13 protein-coding genes and 1 tRNA gene are annotated in these 16,393 nt (G+C 41.4%); 8 read left to right on the top strand and 6 right to left on the bottom strand.

Annotation, left to right across the window (positions count from 1 at the left end):
- Nucleotides 1-183: 183 nt before the first annotated feature.
- From FUT79_RS06060 to FUT79_RS06050, 3 genes are read left to right on the top strand one after another with little or no spacing between them, the layout of a single operon-like run.
- Entirely contained in the window at nucleotides 184-1,179 is a 996-nt protein-coding gene (locus FUT79_RS06060) for a PASTA domain-containing protein (RefSeq protein ID WP_024753403.1), read from the top strand.
- A gap of 34 nt (nucleotides 1,180-1,213) precedes the next feature.
- Nucleotides 1,214-2,035, top strand: a complete 822-nt coding sequence (locus FUT79_RS06055; protein ID WP_024753402.1) for a transporter substrate-binding domain-containing protein — start codon at nucleotides 1,214-1,216, stop codon at nucleotides 2,033-2,035.
- A 35-nt stretch (nucleotides 2,036-2,070) separates the two neighbouring features.
- Nucleotides 2,071-2,892: a transporter substrate-binding domain-containing protein gene (locus FUT79_RS06050; protein ID WP_024753401.1), complete on the top strand. Its 822-nt coding sequence runs from the start codon at nucleotides 2,071-2,073 to the stop codon at nucleotides 2,890-2,892.
- A gap of 416 nt (nucleotides 2,893-3,308) precedes the next feature.
- Here the strand turns inward: FUT79_RS06050 and FUT79_RS06045 are convergent, their stop codons facing one another.
- The 3 genes from FUT79_RS06045 to FUT79_RS06035 are packed head-to-tail and all read right to left on the bottom strand — an operon-like array spanning nucleotide 3,309 to nucleotide 6,783.
- Entirely contained in the window at nucleotides 3,309-4,691 is a 1,383-nt protein-coding gene (locus FUT79_RS06045; protein ID WP_024753399.1) for a sodium ion-translocating decarboxylase subunit beta, read from the bottom strand.
- Nucleotides 4,692-4,704: 13 nt separating this feature from the next.
- Nucleotides 4,705-6,504: a sodium-extruding oxaloacetate decarboxylase subunit alpha gene (gene oadA, locus FUT79_RS06040; protein WP_024753398.1), complete on the bottom strand. Its 1,800-nt coding sequence runs from the start codon at nucleotides 6,502-6,504 to the stop codon at nucleotides 4,705-4,707.
- 12 nt (nucleotides 6,505-6,516) lie between these two features.
- On the bottom strand, nucleotides 6,517-6,783 hold the full coding sequence (locus FUT79_RS06035; protein WP_004266368.1) for an OadG family protein: 267 nt from the start codon (nucleotides 6,781-6,783) through the stop codon (nucleotides 6,517-6,519).
- A 1,372-nt stretch (nucleotides 6,784-8,155) separates the two neighbouring features.
- Here FUT79_RS06035 and recA point away from each other — a divergent pair.
- From recA to FUT79_RS06005, 5 genes are all read left to right on the top strand, one after another.
- Nucleotides 8,156-9,415: a recombinase RecA gene (gene recA / locus FUT79_RS06025; protein WP_280525100.1), complete on the top strand. Its 1,260-nt coding sequence runs from the start codon at nucleotides 8,156-8,158 to the stop codon at nucleotides 9,413-9,415.
- The gene (gene folK, locus FUT79_RS06020; RefSeq protein ID WP_002696290.1) at nucleotides 9,416-9,910 is read left to right on the top strand and encodes a 2-amino-4-hydroxy-6-hydroxymethyldihydropteridine diphosphokinase; all 495 of its coding nucleotides are present in this window, start codon (nucleotides 9,416-9,418) and stop codon (nucleotides 9,908-9,910) included.
- Between the two features lie 10 nt (nucleotides 9,911-9,920).
- Complete coding sequence (locus FUT79_RS06015) at nucleotides 9,921-10,673, top strand: segregation and condensation protein A (protein WP_002696292.1); 753 nt, start codon at nucleotides 9,921-9,923, stop codon at nucleotides 10,671-10,673.
- A gap of 590 nt (nucleotides 10,674-11,263) precedes the next feature.
- Nucleotides 11,264-12,061 carry an SDR family NAD(P)-dependent oxidoreductase gene (locus tag FUT79_RS06010; RefSeq protein ID WP_002699906.1) on the top strand — a complete coding sequence of 266 codons (798 nt, stop codon included), beginning with the start codon at nucleotides 11,264-11,266 and terminating at the stop codon, nucleotides 12,059-12,061.
- 107 nt (nucleotides 12,062-12,168) lie between these two features.
- Entirely contained in the window at nucleotides 12,169-12,729 is a 561-nt protein-coding gene (locus tag FUT79_RS06005; protein ID WP_148889793.1) for a hypothetical protein, read from the top strand.
- 217 nt (nucleotides 12,730-12,946) lie between these two features.
- Here FUT79_RS06005 and nagA read toward each other — a convergent pair whose 3' ends face one another.
- From nagA to FUT79_RS05990, 3 genes are all read right to left on the bottom strand, one after another.
- Nucleotides 12,947-14,119 carry an N-acetylglucosamine-6-phosphate deacetylase gene (gene nagA / locus FUT79_RS06000; RefSeq protein ID WP_024753394.1) on the bottom strand — a complete coding sequence of 391 codons (1,173 nt, stop codon included), beginning with the start codon at nucleotides 14,117-14,119 and terminating at the stop codon, nucleotides 12,947-12,949.
- A 693-nt stretch (nucleotides 14,120-14,812) separates the two neighbouring features.
- Nucleotides 14,813-16,033: a S1C family serine protease gene (locus FUT79_RS05995; RefSeq protein ID WP_002699896.1), complete on the bottom strand. Its 1,221-nt coding sequence runs from the start codon at nucleotides 16,031-16,033 to the stop codon at nucleotides 14,813-14,815.
- A gap of 183 nt (nucleotides 16,034-16,216) precedes the next feature.
- Nucleotides 16,217-16,289 (bottom strand) — tRNA-Lys (locus FUT79_RS05990).
- Between the last annotated feature and the right edge of the window lie 104 nt (nucleotides 16,290-16,393).

Raw genomic sequence — 16,393 nt, 5'->3', positions numbered from 1 at the left:
TTTACAGAAAAATCAATTTTTATAGCTGCCTGTCTTATCAGATTTTAGATCAGAACGTATAAAAACGCTCAATTTGTGTTTGTATATGAGCCTTTGAATATTCTTTTTTATGAGCTCTTTAACTTTTCTTTATTTTTTGCTAAACTTATTTTCAATATATACTCTTGATAATGGTAGGAAAATATGGGTTTAGGTGATTTATCTGACGAGATTAGCGGAAACGGAAAAATAATTGTTTTGACCTCTTTTGTGATGTTGCTCATTGTTATTGCAGTTTCTATGCTTGTTTTTTTTATTTCCCTTAAAAGTGCCGATAAGGTAATGGTGCCGAATGTTGTCGGAAAGGATTTTATTGCGGCAACAATCGAAATGCAGGCAAAAGAGCTTTATCCGAAAGTGCAGTTGCGGTATACCGAGGATGTATCAAAGGCAGGAAGAGTTTTGGAGCAGGATCCTTCGCCAGGCGCAATTGTCAAGGGCGGAAAATATATTGATCTTGTCGTAAGTCAGGGAACCGTTATTGACAAAATCGATAATTACATCGGAGAGTCCATTGAAGACGTTCAGCAAAAATTACAGCTTCTTTTCACTTCAGGAAATAAGCAATATATCAGTATTAAACAGCCGTATTTATATAAGTACAGTCGGCAGCCAGCAGGAACTATTCTTGAGCAAAATCCGGCACCTGATACGCCGATAAGCAGTAATGTGCAGCTTGAATTTGTAGTTAGTAAAGGTATGGAGAAAGAGACGGTGAAGGTTCCGCAAATTACCGGTAAAACCTTGCCTGAACTTTATAAAATGATGGTAAAATCTTCGGTTTGTTTTAATTTTGTGCAAGGAGAGGCAAGTACGAAAACCTATGCGGAAATTGTTTCGCAAAATCCCGCAGCAGGAATGCAAGTTCCCGCAAATTCTTTTGTGAATGCAACAGTTTCATTCCCTGCAGATTCTGGAACCGATGAGGTTTACGGGATTCTTTCGGTAAACTTACCGAAATATCCCTATCCGTTTACCGTCTCTCTTGATGCATCATATACTAATGGAAACAGAATACAACTGGTATCATTTAAGCATACGGGAGGCAAATGTCTTATTCCTTACGGCGTGCCTTCGGGTACTCTGCTTGTTTTATCTGTTTCAAATAAAGAAATATATTCTTTTGAGGTAAAACGGTAAATTATTCAATATTCATAAATGATAGGAGGAATCCGTGAAAAGTAAAATTCTCTTGTGCATCATAGCTTTTCAACTCTTATTTTTGTTTTTTTCTTGCGAAAAAGAAAGCGAAGAATTAGTCTCCGATGATATTTCCTTATCCAAAGTTTTAGCGTCGGGAAAATTAATTATGGGTGTTGATGATGATTCTCCCCCGATGTGCTTTAAATACGGAGAATCTCAAATTGTCGGCTATGATGTTGATCTTGCCCGTGCTGTTTGCAGAATTCTGGGGATTACCCTTGAAATACGACCTATTCCCTGGTCGTTAAAAAACACCCTACTTGATATCGGAGAGGTTGACTGTATTTGGTCTGCACTGAGTGTTACCCCCGAACGAGAGGACGTGTTTTGTTTTTCCGGAGCTTATGCGCGTACAGCGCAGGTTATTATTGTTTCCAATAAGAGTACCTATCGCAAGCTCAATGAATTAAAAAAGAAACGAATGGCTTTTCAAGCCTCCTCATCTGCGGAAAGTGCACTTGCGGCAAATCCCGATTTTCTTTTATCTTTAAAAGATGTTATCCCTATGGAAACCACCACCGATGTTTTTGAAGCTGTTATAAACGGCTCGGTGGATTCGGGGATTGTTGACTTGGTTACCGCCCACGATGCTATTCGGCGGTTGGGGATGCCGCTTAAAATATTGGATATGCCGTTAAATTCCGAAGTGTATGCCGTCGGTTTTAAGAAAGGAAATATTGCATTAATGGAGGCGGTTCAAGGAGCTTTGGAAAAACTGGAAGAAAGAGGCGAAGCCTATAATATATCTCAAAAATGGCTTGGAATAAATCTTTCTATTATCGGAATCGAGTAAATAATATATAAAGAGAATACAGCGGGGGACTTGGAATGAAAAAAATATTTACAATCTTTTTTTTAATTTTTTTAATTTCTTCTTGTCAAAAAAACTTAAAATCCGATGAAGAAAAAAATGCCTATACTGATGTTTCTTTTGATAAGGTACGAGTAAACGGTTTTATAACAGTCGGGGTCGGGGATCCTCTGCCCCCGCTCATAAGCTCTTCTCTTTCGGGATACATGGTCGGATATGATATTGATCTTCTGGAGGCTGCAGCAAAAAAGCTTCACTTAAAAATAAAGGTAAAAGCTATTTCTTGGGATGAAAAAGAAGCGATTCTTGATTCCGGAGAGGTTGATTGTATTGCAAGCGGTTTATCCATAACACCGGATCGAGAAAAAATCTATGCATTTACTCAGCCTTATTTGAAGGATGCACAAGTTATTGTAACTTTGGATTCCGCCGCAATTTTTACTTTCGATGATTTGGTGGATAAATGCATCGGCATTCAAAAAGGTTCAACCGCTGCCGGTCTTTTAAAAGAACATCTCGAGGAAAAAGCAGGTAAATACAGTATTTTGGAACTTGATGAATTTATGGATTTGCTGGTAGCTCTTGAAAACAAAAAGACGGATGCAATTGTAGTCAATTTGCTCACGATTTATTCCATGATTCTCAGAGAACATCGTCCGTATCGAATTTTTGATGAACCGCTCGCAACCGATTATTATGCCTTCGGTTTCAGACATAAAGATATTAAATTACGCGATATGGTACAAAAAGCATTAGAGCAGATACAATTTGAAGGAACGGTGAAAGAAATTTCAACTAAATGGTTCGGGAATGATATATCAATAATCAAAATCAATTAGTAGCATATTCTACAAAGGACGTGATATATCAGAGCAACACACACTAATATAACGTTTTTTTGATAATTCGATTATTTTTCTTAATGCATTTTTTATACAAATCGTAAAAAATTTTATAAAAAAGAGTCCGACACGGCGCAACGGCGAGCAGTTTACCATAGGAATGCTTAAATCCGCAAGCCCTTATTGTTGGCGCTCTGATTTGTATAACAGGAAGTTAATGACAAAATGCTACACTCATGGACTTGCAGTATCGTGCTTCTGCTGCCATATGTAAACAGACGGTGCCGTGATCTTAAACATGCCGAGAGAACCGGAATTCTAAACCCTGAAAAACATACAATACATTTCTGCACAAAAAAAGCACCCTCCAAAGAAGGTGCCTTTTGCATTATGTTAAGAAAATGCGGGGATGCTTAACCGCCGTACGCTGAAATAAATACGCCTGCGGTAATCGCGGTGCCGATAACACCGGCAACGTTCGGCCCCATTGCGTGCATCAACAGGAAGTTTGTCGGGTCTTCTTCCAAACCTACTTTGTTAGACACGCGGGCTGCCATCGGAACGGCGGAAACTCCGGCGGAACCGATAAGCGGATTGATTTTTTCTTTTAAGAAGAGGTTCATCAGTTTTGCCATCAGAACACCGCCTGCGGTTGCAACGGCAAAGGCAAAAAGCCCAAGCACGATAATGCCGAGCGCATTCGGGTTCATAATTTTATCCGGCGTCATTTGTGAGCCGACGCCGAGCGAAAGCAAAATGGAAACAATGTTGAGCAGTTCATTTGCCATTGTCTTTGAAAGCCGCTCTACAACGCCGCATTCACGCACAAAATTGCCGAAGGCGATCATGCCGATAAGCGGGGCTGCGGGAGGAATAAGCAAAATCGAAAGCAGCAACATGGTAATCGGAAAAAGTATTTTTTCGGTTTTTGAAACCTTGCGCAGCTGCTTCATCTTTATTTTTCGTTCATGCTGTGTGGTAAGCAGCCTCATAATCGGCGGCTGGATAATCGGCACCAATGCCATATACGAGTATGCCGCAACGGCGATAACCGCCATTAAATCCTTGGCAAGTTTTCCCGCAACATAAATTGAGGTCGGCCCGTCGGCACCGCCGATAATGGCAATTGCGCAGGCATCGAGCATGGTGTAATCAATCCCCGGAATATAATTCATAACGGAAACACCGAAAAGGGTAATAAATACGCCGAGCTGCGCCGCTCCGCCCAAGATTGCGGTTTTAGGATTTGCAATCAGCGGCCCAAAATCCGTAAGTGCGCCTATTCCCATAAATATGAGCATCGGGAAAAACTCATTGCCGACACCGGCATCATAGATAAGCTTGAGCATTCCGTGCTCACTGTACATACCCGCACCCGGAATGTTAACCAGCACGGTGCCGAATCCGATCGGAATAAGAAGCAAGGGCTCAAAGTCTTTTGCGGCACCGAGGTAGATAATCAGCAAACCGACAAGCAGCATGATAAGCTGCTGATACCCGAAGATTGTATTCATTTTTTGCGGGTCGGCGATGTCGGGCATCTCTTCCTGTCCCGTAATAAAGGATTGTATGCCGGTATTTTTCCATGTATTTTCTAAAAATTTGCCGATAGCAATTTTCGGTACATTTTCAGAGCCGGCAATAATGTTTTCGTTCGCAACAACGCTTTCGTCATTGCCCGAATCGGCAAATACCTTGCCGCTTATCGAGAAAAGCGCTGAAAACGCAACGGCAAAAAGTATTACGATTGTGATAAATTTTTTCTGTTTTTTTACAACAGCCTGTTTTTCTAACATATTTTATACCGTCCTATCTGATTTCCGCAAGAACTTGCTCCGCATCAATCTGAGTTCCCGCCGCAGCGGTGAAATGGATTGAGCCTGCCACAGGGGCTTTGATTTCAAGCTCCATTTTCATGGACTCGATAATAACAACCGTTTCTCCAGAAACAACGCTGCTGCCTTCAGCTACCGCGTGTTTTATTACAGTGCCTGCTACGGGAGCCGGTACCGGCGTGCCGGTTCCGCTCGGAGCGGCGGTTTGTGCAGGAGCAGCCGCTTGTACCGGCACCGATGCGGGAGCTGCCGCTTGTACGGACGCAGCCCCGCCTTCCCGCACGTTAATAGTATAAGCTGCTCCGTTTACGGTAATACTTGAGCCCGAAGACGTTACGTTGTAATCAGTGTTGTTTACGGAGACAACGTATGAGCCGCCCTTTGCGGCGGGTTTTGCAGGTTTTGCTGCCGGAGCTTCAAACTTGACCGGTCCTTTTGAGCGCTCGCTGAAGAATTTAGCTGCGACTTTCGGGAACATTGCATAGGTAAGTACATCCTCAATGCAATCTCCGGCACCGGCAGCTTTTGCTTCCTTTTTAATTTTATCAAGCTCTTTCGGCAAAAGGTCTGCAGGGCGCTCTGTAATCAGCGCATCCATTTTTTCTTCTTGCAGTGCGCGTTGAACTAAATCCGCATTGCAGGGAGCAGGTGTTTTTCCGTATTTGCCGGTTAAAAGTCCGCGCGTTTCCTGTGTCAGCCGCTTATATCTGCCGAAAAGTACGTTAAACACCGATTGTGTACCTACAATTTGACTTGTGGGAGTTACTAACGGAATATAGCCGCAATCCTTTTGCACAAGCGGGATTTCTTTTAACACTTGGTCAATCTTATCCGAAGCGCCCTGATCCCGTAATTGGTTTTCAAGATTTGAAAGCATGCCGCCCGGCACCTGCGATACCAGAATTCGGGTATCGGCACCGAGGAAGCTCGATTCAAATTGCGCATAATGCTTGCGCACTTCACGGAAATACGCGGCAATCTCCAGTAACAGCTCAATATCAAGATTGGTGTCCATTTTGGTGCCGCGCAAAATCTCAACGATTGTTTCGGTCGGACTGTGCGATGTTCCCATCGACATGGAAGAGATTGCGGTATCAAGAATATCAGCGCCCGCTTCGGCAGCTTTTATCAAAGTTGCTACCGACATGCCGGTTGTCGCATGAGTGTGCACCTCGATCGGCAGGTCAACCTTTGCTTTGATTGCTTTTACAAGCTCATATGCCTCATAGGGTTTTAAAAGCCCCGCCATATCTTTAATACAAATTGAGTCCGCACCGAACTTTGCATATTCTTTTGCAAGTTCCGCATATTTTTCGGTTGTGTGATACGGAGTTGTCGCATATGAGATAGCCATCTGTACATGCTTTCCGGTTTTCTTTGCCGCGTTGGCTGCCTGCTGTAAATTGCGCGGATCGTTCAAAGCATCAAAAATGCGGAACACACCGACACCGTTTTTTGCGGCGGTTTCGACAAAGGCGTCAACCACATCATCCGCATAATGGCGATACCCCAAAAGGTTTTGTCCGCGCAAAAGCATCATAATCGGTGTTTTCGGCAAAGCTTTGTGCAACGCGCGTAGTCTTTCCCACGGGTCTTCATTCAGGAAGCGAATACAGGAATCGTATGTTGCGCCTCCCCAGCCCTCCAAACTCCAATAGCCGATTGCATCAAGCTTGTCACAAATCGGAAGCATATCCGCAGTAGTCATGCGCGTTGCATGAAGCGACTGATGTGCATCCCGTAATACTAAATCAGTAATGTGAACCTTATTCATTTTGCATACTCCTTAATTATTTTGTTGTTCGTGAATAGCGACCGCAATCGCGGCAATTACCGAATCATTTGTACTTGCCGCAGGAATCGTAGTGTTTGTGGGAGCCGCAGATACCGCAGGCGCAGCAGGTGCAGGCTCTTCCTTATCCCACCCAAAGGCAGAAACTAACTTGTTTACTCCGATTACCGCAAATACCAGAATCGCAAGGAATACAAAAACAATCCCCATCCCGATCACTGTCAGCATACCGCTTTGCGCAATCATTTCTGCAATAGTCATACGTTAACCTCCATACTGTATTTTTACACCGGAACAACCGGCATAAAAACGTTTTGCCCGTATAAAAATCTTTTATTATTAAATAATAACTGTATTGTATAAAAAAGAGGTTATTTATTCAAGCACTCTATTAACGGATTATCGGTTTTTGCTACGAACGCCAGGAAATTGAAATACTTTAAAATTATGCTCCATAATTGTATAGCGCTTCGCAATCAACTAGTATAACGTTTTTTTAATAAATCGATTCGTTTTTTAATGCATCTTACCAAAAACGTAAAAGTTTTATAAAAAAGAGCTCGACACGGCGCAACGGTGAGTAATTTACCATAGGAATGCTTAAATCCGCAGTCCTTTATTGTTGATACCCCGATTTTTATAACAGGAAGTTAATTACAAAACGCTACACTAGTGCATCGTTTTTTTAATAAGTCGATTATATTTTTTAATACATCTTACCCAAAACGTAAAAAATTGTATAAAAAAGAGTCCGACACAACGGTTTAGTTTTTGACGTCCGTGTCAAAAACTAAACCACGAGTTTTAAAAGCACTTAGAAAAAATTTGTGCTTTTAAAACTTCGTTTCTGCTTGGAACCACTGCCATCCGTGGCAGTTCTGAGTTCGACACTACGGGTTGGTTTTGACGTCCATGTCAAAACCAACCCTGCGAGTTTTAAAGCTTTACAAATTGTTTTGCTTTAAAACGTCGCTTCTGCGTGGAACCACTGCCATCCGTGGCAAAATCAGAACAAAGTCAAAGTTCTAAAAAGACAATTTATAAAGCATTTAAATTCGCGGGGCAACTACAAGAAGGTGTCAGGCAAAGTGTTTACCCGTGTTAGGCAGACGGAGGGCGGCGAGCGCTTTTTCAAAAGCGCGAAGCCGGATCCTTTTTGCGCGCCTAAAATAGCGCAAAAAGAGCCGCAGCGTAAGCGGAGCCCGCAGTACGCCGACCCGAAGCGCGGCGTTAGCAAAAAAGTAAAAACGCCGAGCGAAGGGGAACACCCGAATATTTTGCATTTATATAAAACCAAAACCTGAAAATATTTTTCGGTTTTAACATCGCTTGACAAATCAAACCGGCTATTTTAACACAAGTCGGATTAAAGAAAAAAATCAAATCGGAATTTCTATCAAACTACGGCTTTGTTTTTCCGCTCTTGTCATACCTATTTTATACTTTTATTTTTTTTTCTTTTCTGCTATAATTCAGCAAAATAATGAGAAAGCCTTAAATTTTCTTTTGATGCAACACGATAACTCAATAATTGGCAAAGTATTTTATAATCTTGTGTAATTTCTTTGGCAAATTGAGCATAAAATGTAATAATTACGTGTAAAAATATATACGTTATTTTTGGAGGGAGAGCTTGGCAAAAGCGGTAAAAATGGAAATTCCGGTAAATGCAAATCCGGAAGAAAAACTGAAAGCCTTGGAGGCGGCGCGCCTTCAAATCGAAAAACAATTCGGACAAGGCTCTTTGATGAAACTCGGAAAAGATAATGTGGCAACAGGAGTTGATGTAATTCCTTCCGGTAATATTCTTTTAGATGAGGCACTGGGAATCGGCGGCTATCCGCGCGGCAGAATTATCGAAATATACGGCCCTGAATCTTCGGGGAAGACAACGCTTGCGCTGCACGCTGTTGCGGAGGCGCAAAAACGCGGCGGCATTGCGGCTTTTATTGATGCCGAACATGCGCTTGATCCGCAGTATGCGCAAGCTCTCGGGGTAAATATTGATGAGCTCTGGGTTTCTCAGCCGGACACCGGCGAACAGGCGCTTGAAATAGCGGAAAGTCTTGTCCGCTCCGGTGCAGTTGATATTATTGTGGTTGACTCTGTTGCCGCCCTTACGCCGCAAGCGGAAATTGAAGGCGAAATGGGCGATTCGCATATGGGGCTTCAAGCGCGGTTAATGAGTCAGGCGTTGCGTAAACTTACCGCAATTATCAATAAATCCAAGTGTATGATCATATTTATCAATCAGCTGCGCATGAAAATCGGCGTTATGTTCGGCAACCCCGAAACCACCACCGGCGGAAACGCCCTTAAGTTTTATGCTTCTATTCGTATTGAGGTACGCAAAACCGATACGCTCGGTAAAGGCGAAGAAGAGGCCTGGGGAAATATGGTGCGTATCCGTGTGGTAAAAAACAAACTTGCGCCGCCTTTCAGAAAACTGGAAACTGAAATTCTGTTCGGCAAAGGCTTTTCAATTTTTGGCAGCATACTGGATGCTGCGGTAAAACAGGAAATTATCGATAAAAAAGGCGCATGGTATTCATATGGCGAAGAAAAAATCGGGCAGGGTAAAGAAAATGCCACAAAATTCTTACAGGAAAACCTTGATTTAACCATGCAGATTGAAAAACAAATACGGGAAAAACTCTTCCCCGGTCAAAAGTTTGTTTCAAGCTTTGCCGCAAAGCCCCAAACCGCTCCGGCGACGGAAGAGAAGAAAACCGCAGCAGTAGCAGAAAAACCCGTAAAAGACACTGATAAAACTGATAAAACCGGTAAAAAAGAAGAAAATGAACCGGCAGAGAAAAAACAGGAAGAGCCTGCCGCAAAAAACGCAAAACCCGCTGCGCAACAGATTTTTGACGATAAGGACGGTTTGTTTTAAGTGAAAGAACAGGTTCTGCTTGGGCTTGGCTCAAACCAAGGAGATTCGCGGGCAATATTACAGGCAGCGGTAAAAGAATTGAGGACTTTTTTAGATGATCTTGAAGTTTCTTCCCTTTACAGAACAAAACCGCAGGATTATCTTGAGCAAAATGATTTTTATAATCTTGCGGTATGCGGCTTTTTTTCAGGCGAACCGCATGATTTACTCGATCTTTTGCATACAATAGAAAATAAGCACGGAAGAATACGCCCCGCTCCTATCATAAAGGGGCCGAGGACGCTTGATATTGACATTCTTTTTTTCGGCAGGAAAATAATCAACACGGATGATCTTACGGTGCCGCATCCCGCTATTGCAAAAAGAGCCTTTGTTTTAATTCCTTTGCTTGAGCTCTGTCCAAAATATTCCGATCCTATAAGCGGTAAGTTGTATGCACATATTCTTGCCCTGCTTCCGGATCAGGGAGTTGAAAATATCGGCTCATTGCACTAAGGACAGAACTATGGAAACACTTGAAGTAAAAAATCCCGCAACCGAATTCAAGGTAAATCAATTTGAAGGCCCGCTTGATTTACTTCTTTTTTTGATTAAAAAAAATGAAGTAAACATTTACGATATTCCAATCGGAGATATTACCGAGCAATATCTTAATTATTTGGATTATGTTATTTCTACCGATTTGGATAACCTGACCGAATTTTATTCTATGGCGGCAACGCTTTTGTACATTAAAAGCAGGATGCTTTTGCCGGTTGAAATTGATTTAAGCGATGAAGATATCGATGATCCGCGCCGTGATTTGGTAGACAAACTTATCGAGTATCAAAAATACAAAAAGCTTTCCGAGCTTATGGAACAAAAAGAAAGTGAGGCTGAATGGCTTTTTGAAAGAAAAAAAATTCAGCATTCGCTTCCCTTTAATCAGGAAGACCTTTGGGAGCGCATGGATACTTGGGAACTTTTGCAAGTATTTTCGCAGCTGATGTCAAATAGATCCGAAAAAATTGTTGACTTATACGAAGAAGTTTCAATCAATGAAAAGATTACCCTGATAAATGAATTTTTAGAAGACCGAGGGGAATGTATGTTTACCGACCTCATCGGGAAAAAAGGAAGCCTTTTAGACGTTGTCTGTGCTTTTATGGCAATTTTAGAGGCGGTAAAATTCCGTATTGCCAGCATTTGGCAAAACAGAATGTTCGGAGACATAAAAATACGCCCATGGGAACCGGCACTACCTGCTGCCGACCAATAAATGGAAAGTACTTATAAGGTTTTTCTTGTTTTGCTAAGAACTACCTGTGAGTTTGAAAACTTCCTGTTATAAAAAGGAGTTTTCAAACTCGCAGGTTTAGTTTTTGCCACGGACGGCAAAAACGCAGAACAATGTAAAACGATGTTTAAAAACTACCACACCGACATAAATAGGAGTTTTTAAACTCGCAGCACTGATTTAATCAAGAATACTAAAAATCAGGGCGTGGCGGTGGTTCCATACAGCAGCGATGTTTTAAAGCAAAAGTATTTGCAAAGCTTTAAAACTCGCAGGTTTGGTTTTGCCATGGACGGCAAAATCAGAACGGGCACGGATGGCGGTGGTTCCAAACAGATGGTTTAGTTTTTGCCACGGATGGCAAAAACTAAACCAGAGCTCTTTTTTATAAAATTTTTACAGTTCATACAAAATATATCAAAAACGGATAGCGTTATCAAAAAACACTACAGTATTTTATTTATAGAAAAATATACGAGAAAAGTTAAAATCTATTGTGCGTTTGCCGATAGTGGTAAAGGGTATCAGAATAAAGTCTTTATTTTTTTTGAAAACCGTGCTATTCTTTTTTTATGAAACGAATAGCTATTATTACCGGTGCGAGTTCAGGGTTTGGAAGAGAATACGCATTGCAATATTCAGCTATGGGCGAATGCGATGAACTTTGGCTCTTTGCTCGCAGAAAAGAAAAACTTGAAGAAACAAAACAAGCAATTTTCTTGCAAAACGGAGGAAATATTCCGAATGTGCGCTGTGTTGCTGTGGACATTGCTGGAGAGAAAGGAGTACAGGGCTTTTCACGTTTATTGCAGGAAGAATCAAAGGTCGCCCCTTTTACTATTGAGCTTTTAATCAATAATGCAGGCTTTGGTACCTACGGTGAATTTACCGAAACCGAGATAAAACGCCAACTTGCCAGTATTGAGGTGAATGTTTATGCGCTTACCGGGTTTACGGCGGCGGTAATTCCGTATATGAGCACGGGAGGGGCAATTATTAATCTTGCAAGCATGGCTTCATTCATGCCTGTACCTAATTTTGCCGTGTATGCCGCAACAAAAGCGTATGTACTCAGCTTCAGTATCTCACTTTCTGCTGAATTGCGAGAAAAAGGAATCAGTGTGCTTGCGGTTTGCCCCGGTCCGGCAAAAACCGAATTCGGTGCGGTTGCTATTCAAAAAAAAGATGCGCGAATGAAGCACGCAAAACCGGCGGATAAAGTTGTTGCCCATAGTCTTCGCTGTCTGAAAAATGGCAGAAGGCTCTGTATTTATAGTCTAAGCTGGAAAATTTCAGCTTTTTTAAGTAGATTTATAGGACGGTATTTTTTTGCGAATTTTGTATTTCACAAAATTGTGCGTATAAGTTGAGTAAAAAAGCTCTACCCTACTTTAATTTTTTTATAAAATTGACTAGTATACGAGTAATCCTTATTTTTAAGTGATATGAGAAAGGAATCATTTTGAACACACAAGAAATGCTTTTATTAAATGGAATTTATCTTGCTCCCTATATGCAATTAGCAACGTTACTTATTGGAAAAGAGCGGCATTCGGGCGGTAACATGTTTCGCCATCAAATCGATACGATGGGCATTCTTATCGACTATGGTTATATAGACAGCGTATTACTGAAAGCGTCTCTTGTGCACGATCTTATTGAAGATGTTCCTGATTTTAATGTAAATGAATTATTGAATATCGACTCCGAAGCGGGGAAAGTTTATGAGCTGGTTTTGGAAGTGTCTCGTCGCCCCAGACAAAGCAAACCTGATTATTTAAAAAACATCATTAAAAAAGGCTCGCATAATGCAAAAGTTTTAAAATGCGCGGACAGAATCAGCAATATGATTAGTCTCGGCTTTGTAAATGATCCGGAATTTATTGAGCGGTATAGTGATGAAACGGAAATTTATGTATTTCCCATTGCGCTTGAAGTAAATTATAGGATGTACGACGAGCTTTTACGCCTTGTAATGTCCCGCAGAAAGTACTTATTGGATTTTCAATTCTTACATAAAAACAAAAAAGCAACATAAATCCCTTCCGGTAAAAATTTTATACTAAAAATCTTCAATACGATATTACCTATACCGCAAATAAAAGGGACCTTTAAAAATATCAATCTTTAAATGTTTTCCTTAATTTTTTTCGCGGTGTTTTTCAGTAAGTCATTACCATGCGGGAAGACTGTTATAGAAGAACGTATCAGGCATTACCAAAACCAGCCGAGTTTCTGCAAAAGTCCTGACAACCTTAAAAGAGATTTTTCTTTAATGATCCTTTTATAACTGTTGCAAGCACATTAAACTGTTTATCAAAGACAGTGATATCCGCTTCATAGCCGGGAGTAATCGCACCGAGTTTGCTATAGCGCATAATTTCAGCGGGATTTATTGTTGCAAACTTTACCGCCGTTTCCACCGGCAAACCGAAGCTTGTAAGTTTTTTAACTCCGCGTATCATTGAAAGACTCGATCCCGCAATAACATCATCGGTTTTTCGATGAAAACAGCCATCGCGATGTACAACTTCTTCGCCGTTCGCAATGAGTTGCCCCTCGTATTGCTCTGTAGGCTTCAGCCCATCGGTTACCAGTACTATTTTATCAAGCGGTTTATCCCGCACTAAAAGCCGGATGAGATCAGGATGCACATGAATTCCGTCCGCAATAATTTCGCAAGACATTTCCGGATGAATTAAAACCGCTCCGACCGCGCCGGGGTTCCGATGATGCATCTGACTCATTGCATTAAAAAGGTGCGTTGAATGAAATATTCCTGCCTGCATACCTTCAATCATGTGTTCATATAAGGCATTGGTATGCCCCGCCTGTAAAACGATATTCTTTTTCGCACAATATAAGGCAAGTTTACGCATTCCTTTTAATTCAGGCGCAACGGTCATATTAACAATATGCCCCTTAGAGGCAGCCCAAAGCTCTTCCATAAAAGTCATATCAACAGGACTTACCGTTTCTGGGCGCTGCACGCCAAGTTTTTCCGAAGAGATAAAAGGGCCTTCCAAATGCAAGCCCATGATTTTTGCGCCCTTCTCTTTCCCCATTGCCTTGACTATTGCACGTATACATTTCAGCATATTGTCCCGTTCACTCGGATAGAGGGTAGGATTAAAAGAGGTAACACCGTATCTTGCAAGCTCAATTGACATTTGCAACATAGCTTCGGTTGAATTGTCTTCAGTGCCGTAACCTGCAAACCCGTGAATATGAGTATCGATAAATCCTGGGGCAATAAATGCCCCTTGCACATCAATAATGCGGACATCGGCATTAAAATGTCTTGTTTGAAATCTTCTCTCACTAAAAACATCTTCTATTTTGCCATCTTGCAAAAGGACACAGCTGTTTTCCATTTTTGAAAACCCGCTTACTATTGTGCCATTGTGAAAACAAATAGGCAAACTCATATTTCCGTCCTCCTATAAAAATTTTTGAAGAAGTATATAATCCTCAAATTTTTTTTGTATTTAGCAAAACAAAATCTTGCAAAATACAGTTGTTTTACTGATAAAATTAAAAGCAAAACATGATTCCACGCAAACGCATTCCGTTTTAGACCGCTTGTTAGGTTTTTTTACATCTTCAAGATACCATATTTTATACGTTCAGACAATAATTTTCATAAAAACGGAATATCTTCCATAAAAATTTTTATCGGCTGTTGTGTAAACTCTTTTCACTGATACCACACAAGCAATAAAGATACAGAAAAGAGAGCCGACCTCAGGTATAAAAAGGTCGGCTAACAACTTGACTAGTATAACGTTTTTTTAATAACTCGATCCGTTTTTTAATACATCTTACCCAAAACGTAAAAAATTTTATAAAAAAGAGTCCGACACTACGGTTTCATTTTGCCGTCCGTGGCAAAATGAAACCTGCGAGTTTTAAAGCTTTGCAAATAGTCCTGCTTTAAAACGTCGCTTCTGTATGGAACCACGGGCGTCGGTGCCCGTTCTGAGTCCGACACGGCGCAACGGTGAGCAATTTACCATAGGAATGCTTAAATCCGCACTCCCTCATTGTTAGTGCTCCAATTTGTATAACCTGAAGTTAATTACAAAACGCTACACTAGATTTTTCCTCAATTTGTTTTATTGTTATTCTGTCCGTTCTGAAAGCGTCATTGTTAAATTTACTTTTTTATTTCCGCGAAGTACCGTTACGGTTATTTCTTCGTGAGGTTTTTTGTCTTCAAGAACCGAATAATAATCGCTGAGCCCGTTTATTGGCTGCCCCGCAATCGAAACAATAATGTCTCCTCCAAGGTAAATAATAGCGGCCCTTCTTCCGAGCCCGTAGCGAACAGGTGATGTTCCTGCCCGTAAGCCTGCACGGTCGGCATAACTGCCGCTTTTTACCTTAGAGACAAGTAACCCTTTATCAGTCGGAAGGCTCGCATAATTTGCAATTGAAGCATTCAGCTGCACAAGTTCAGCGTCAATGCTGCCGCGCCGTACCTTTCCGTATTTTATAATATCCGCAACAACGCGCTTAGCGGTGTTTACGGGTACCGCAAAGCCTACCCCTGCTGAACTTCCCGAAGTGGAATAAATCATTGTGTTTATCCCGATCATTCTGCCTTGTGTATCCAAAAGCGGCCCGCCAGAGTTTCCCGGATTGATGGCGGTATCCGTTTGAATCATATTTTTGATGACAATATTTTTTTCGTTTTGAATCGGGCGCCCGAGTGCAGAGACAATACCGACAGTGAGCGTCCGCGTTAATCCGAAGGGATTGCCGATTGCAAGCACTTTTTGCCCAACCTTTAAGCCATCCGATTCTCCGAACTGAATAACGGTAAGGGGAACGTTTTTTGGCGGGGTAAATTTTAATACTGCAAGGTCATTTTCTTTATCAATCCCGATAATTGAAGCCTTATATTGGCTGCCGTCATGTAGCGAAATATAAATTTTTGATGCATCCTCAATAACGTGCGTGTTGGTTAATACGTAACCGCGCGGATCAATAATAGAGCCTGAGCCCGACCCGCCCTCAAGCGGCACCGGCTCGAGAATCCAGTTAATCCCCATTATTTCGGTGGTAATATTTACAACCGCCTCATTGGTTTGCTCATATACAGAAATATTTTCCTGTTCATTAACTGTATACTTTGTCTTATCGGCAACCGGATATGGCTGAAGACTTTCACCTGCGGGGGCTACAGCAATAATCGGAATATCGGATGTTTCCGCTGCCGGCATTGAATGTGCATTTTGCTTTTGTGATAAATGATATCCGAAAAAAAGAGCACCGCCTCCTACGACAATGGCGGCAACAGCGACAATAAAAACTACCTGTATTCTGCTATAAAGTTTCATACCTATATCCTTATGGTAAGTTTAAGCATGCTTTACGAAAGGCGAGAATTGCGAGTTATAATTTGATCTGAAAATATTCAAAGCTCGTTACGCATGCTGCTCTTTTATTATAATAATAAAAGAGCAGCATGGCAATTGCATAAAGAAAAAAACACCAAGCTTTTGCTTGGTGTTCCCTGTCGCTGAGCTATGATGGATTCGAACCATCGACCCACGCCTTAAAAGGGCGTTGCTCTACCTACTGAGCTAATAGCCCGTAACAATGTTGAGTAAGATAAAGTATTTTACTTTTTTTGTCAATAGGTTTACTTATTTTTTTCTTAGTCGAGTAAAAATATTTTAGCTGAAGTTTTCGTCCGC

The organism is Treponema phagedenis (genome assembly GCF_008153345.1).
GTDB lineage: Bacteria > Spirochaetota > Spirochaetia > Treponematales > Treponemataceae > Treponema > Treponema phagedenis.
Note: the sequence above shows the minus strand (reverse complement) of the source record. Positions and strands in the feature narration are given on the sequence as shown.

Bases quoted from the DNA above. Each gene is read 5' to 3' on its own strand.
- FUT79_RS06060 (WP_024753403.1), top strand. From the start codon at position 184: ATGGGTTTAGGTGATTTATCTGACGAGATTAGCGGAAACGGAAAAATA.
- FUT79_RS06050 (WP_024753401.1), top strand. From the start codon at position 2,071: ATGAAAAAAATATTTACAATCTTTTTTTTAATTTTTTTAATTTCTTCT.
- FUT79_RS06045 (WP_024753399.1), bottom strand. From the start codon at position 4,691: ATGTTAGAAAAACAGGCTGTTGTAAAAAAACAGAAAAAATTTATCACA.
- oadA (WP_024753398.1), bottom strand. From the start codon at position 6,504: ATGAATAAGGTTCACATTACTGATTTAGTATTACGGGATGCACATCAG.
- FUT79_RS06035 (WP_004266368.1), bottom strand. From the start codon at position 6,783: ATGACTATTGCAGAAATGATTGCGCAAAGCGGTATGCTGACAGTGATC.
- FUT79_RS06015 (WP_002696292.1), top strand. From the start codon at position 9,921: ATGGAAACACTTGAAGTAAAAAATCCCGCAACCGAATTCAAGGTAAAT.
- FUT79_RS06010 (WP_002699906.1), top strand. From the start codon at position 11,264: ATGAAACGAATAGCTATTATTACCGGTGCGAGTTCAGGGTTTGGAAGA.
- FUT79_RS06005 (WP_148889793.1), top strand. From the start codon at position 12,169: ATGCTTTTATTAAATGGAATTTATCTTGCTCCCTATATGCAATTAGCA.
- nagA (WP_024753394.1), bottom strand. From the start codon at position 14,119: ATGAGTTTGCCTATTTGTTTTCACAATGGCACAATAGTAAGCGGGTTT.
- FUT79_RS05995 (WP_002699896.1), bottom strand. From the start codon at position 16,033: ATGAAACTTTATAGCAGAATACAGGTAGTTTTTATTGTCGCTGTTGCC.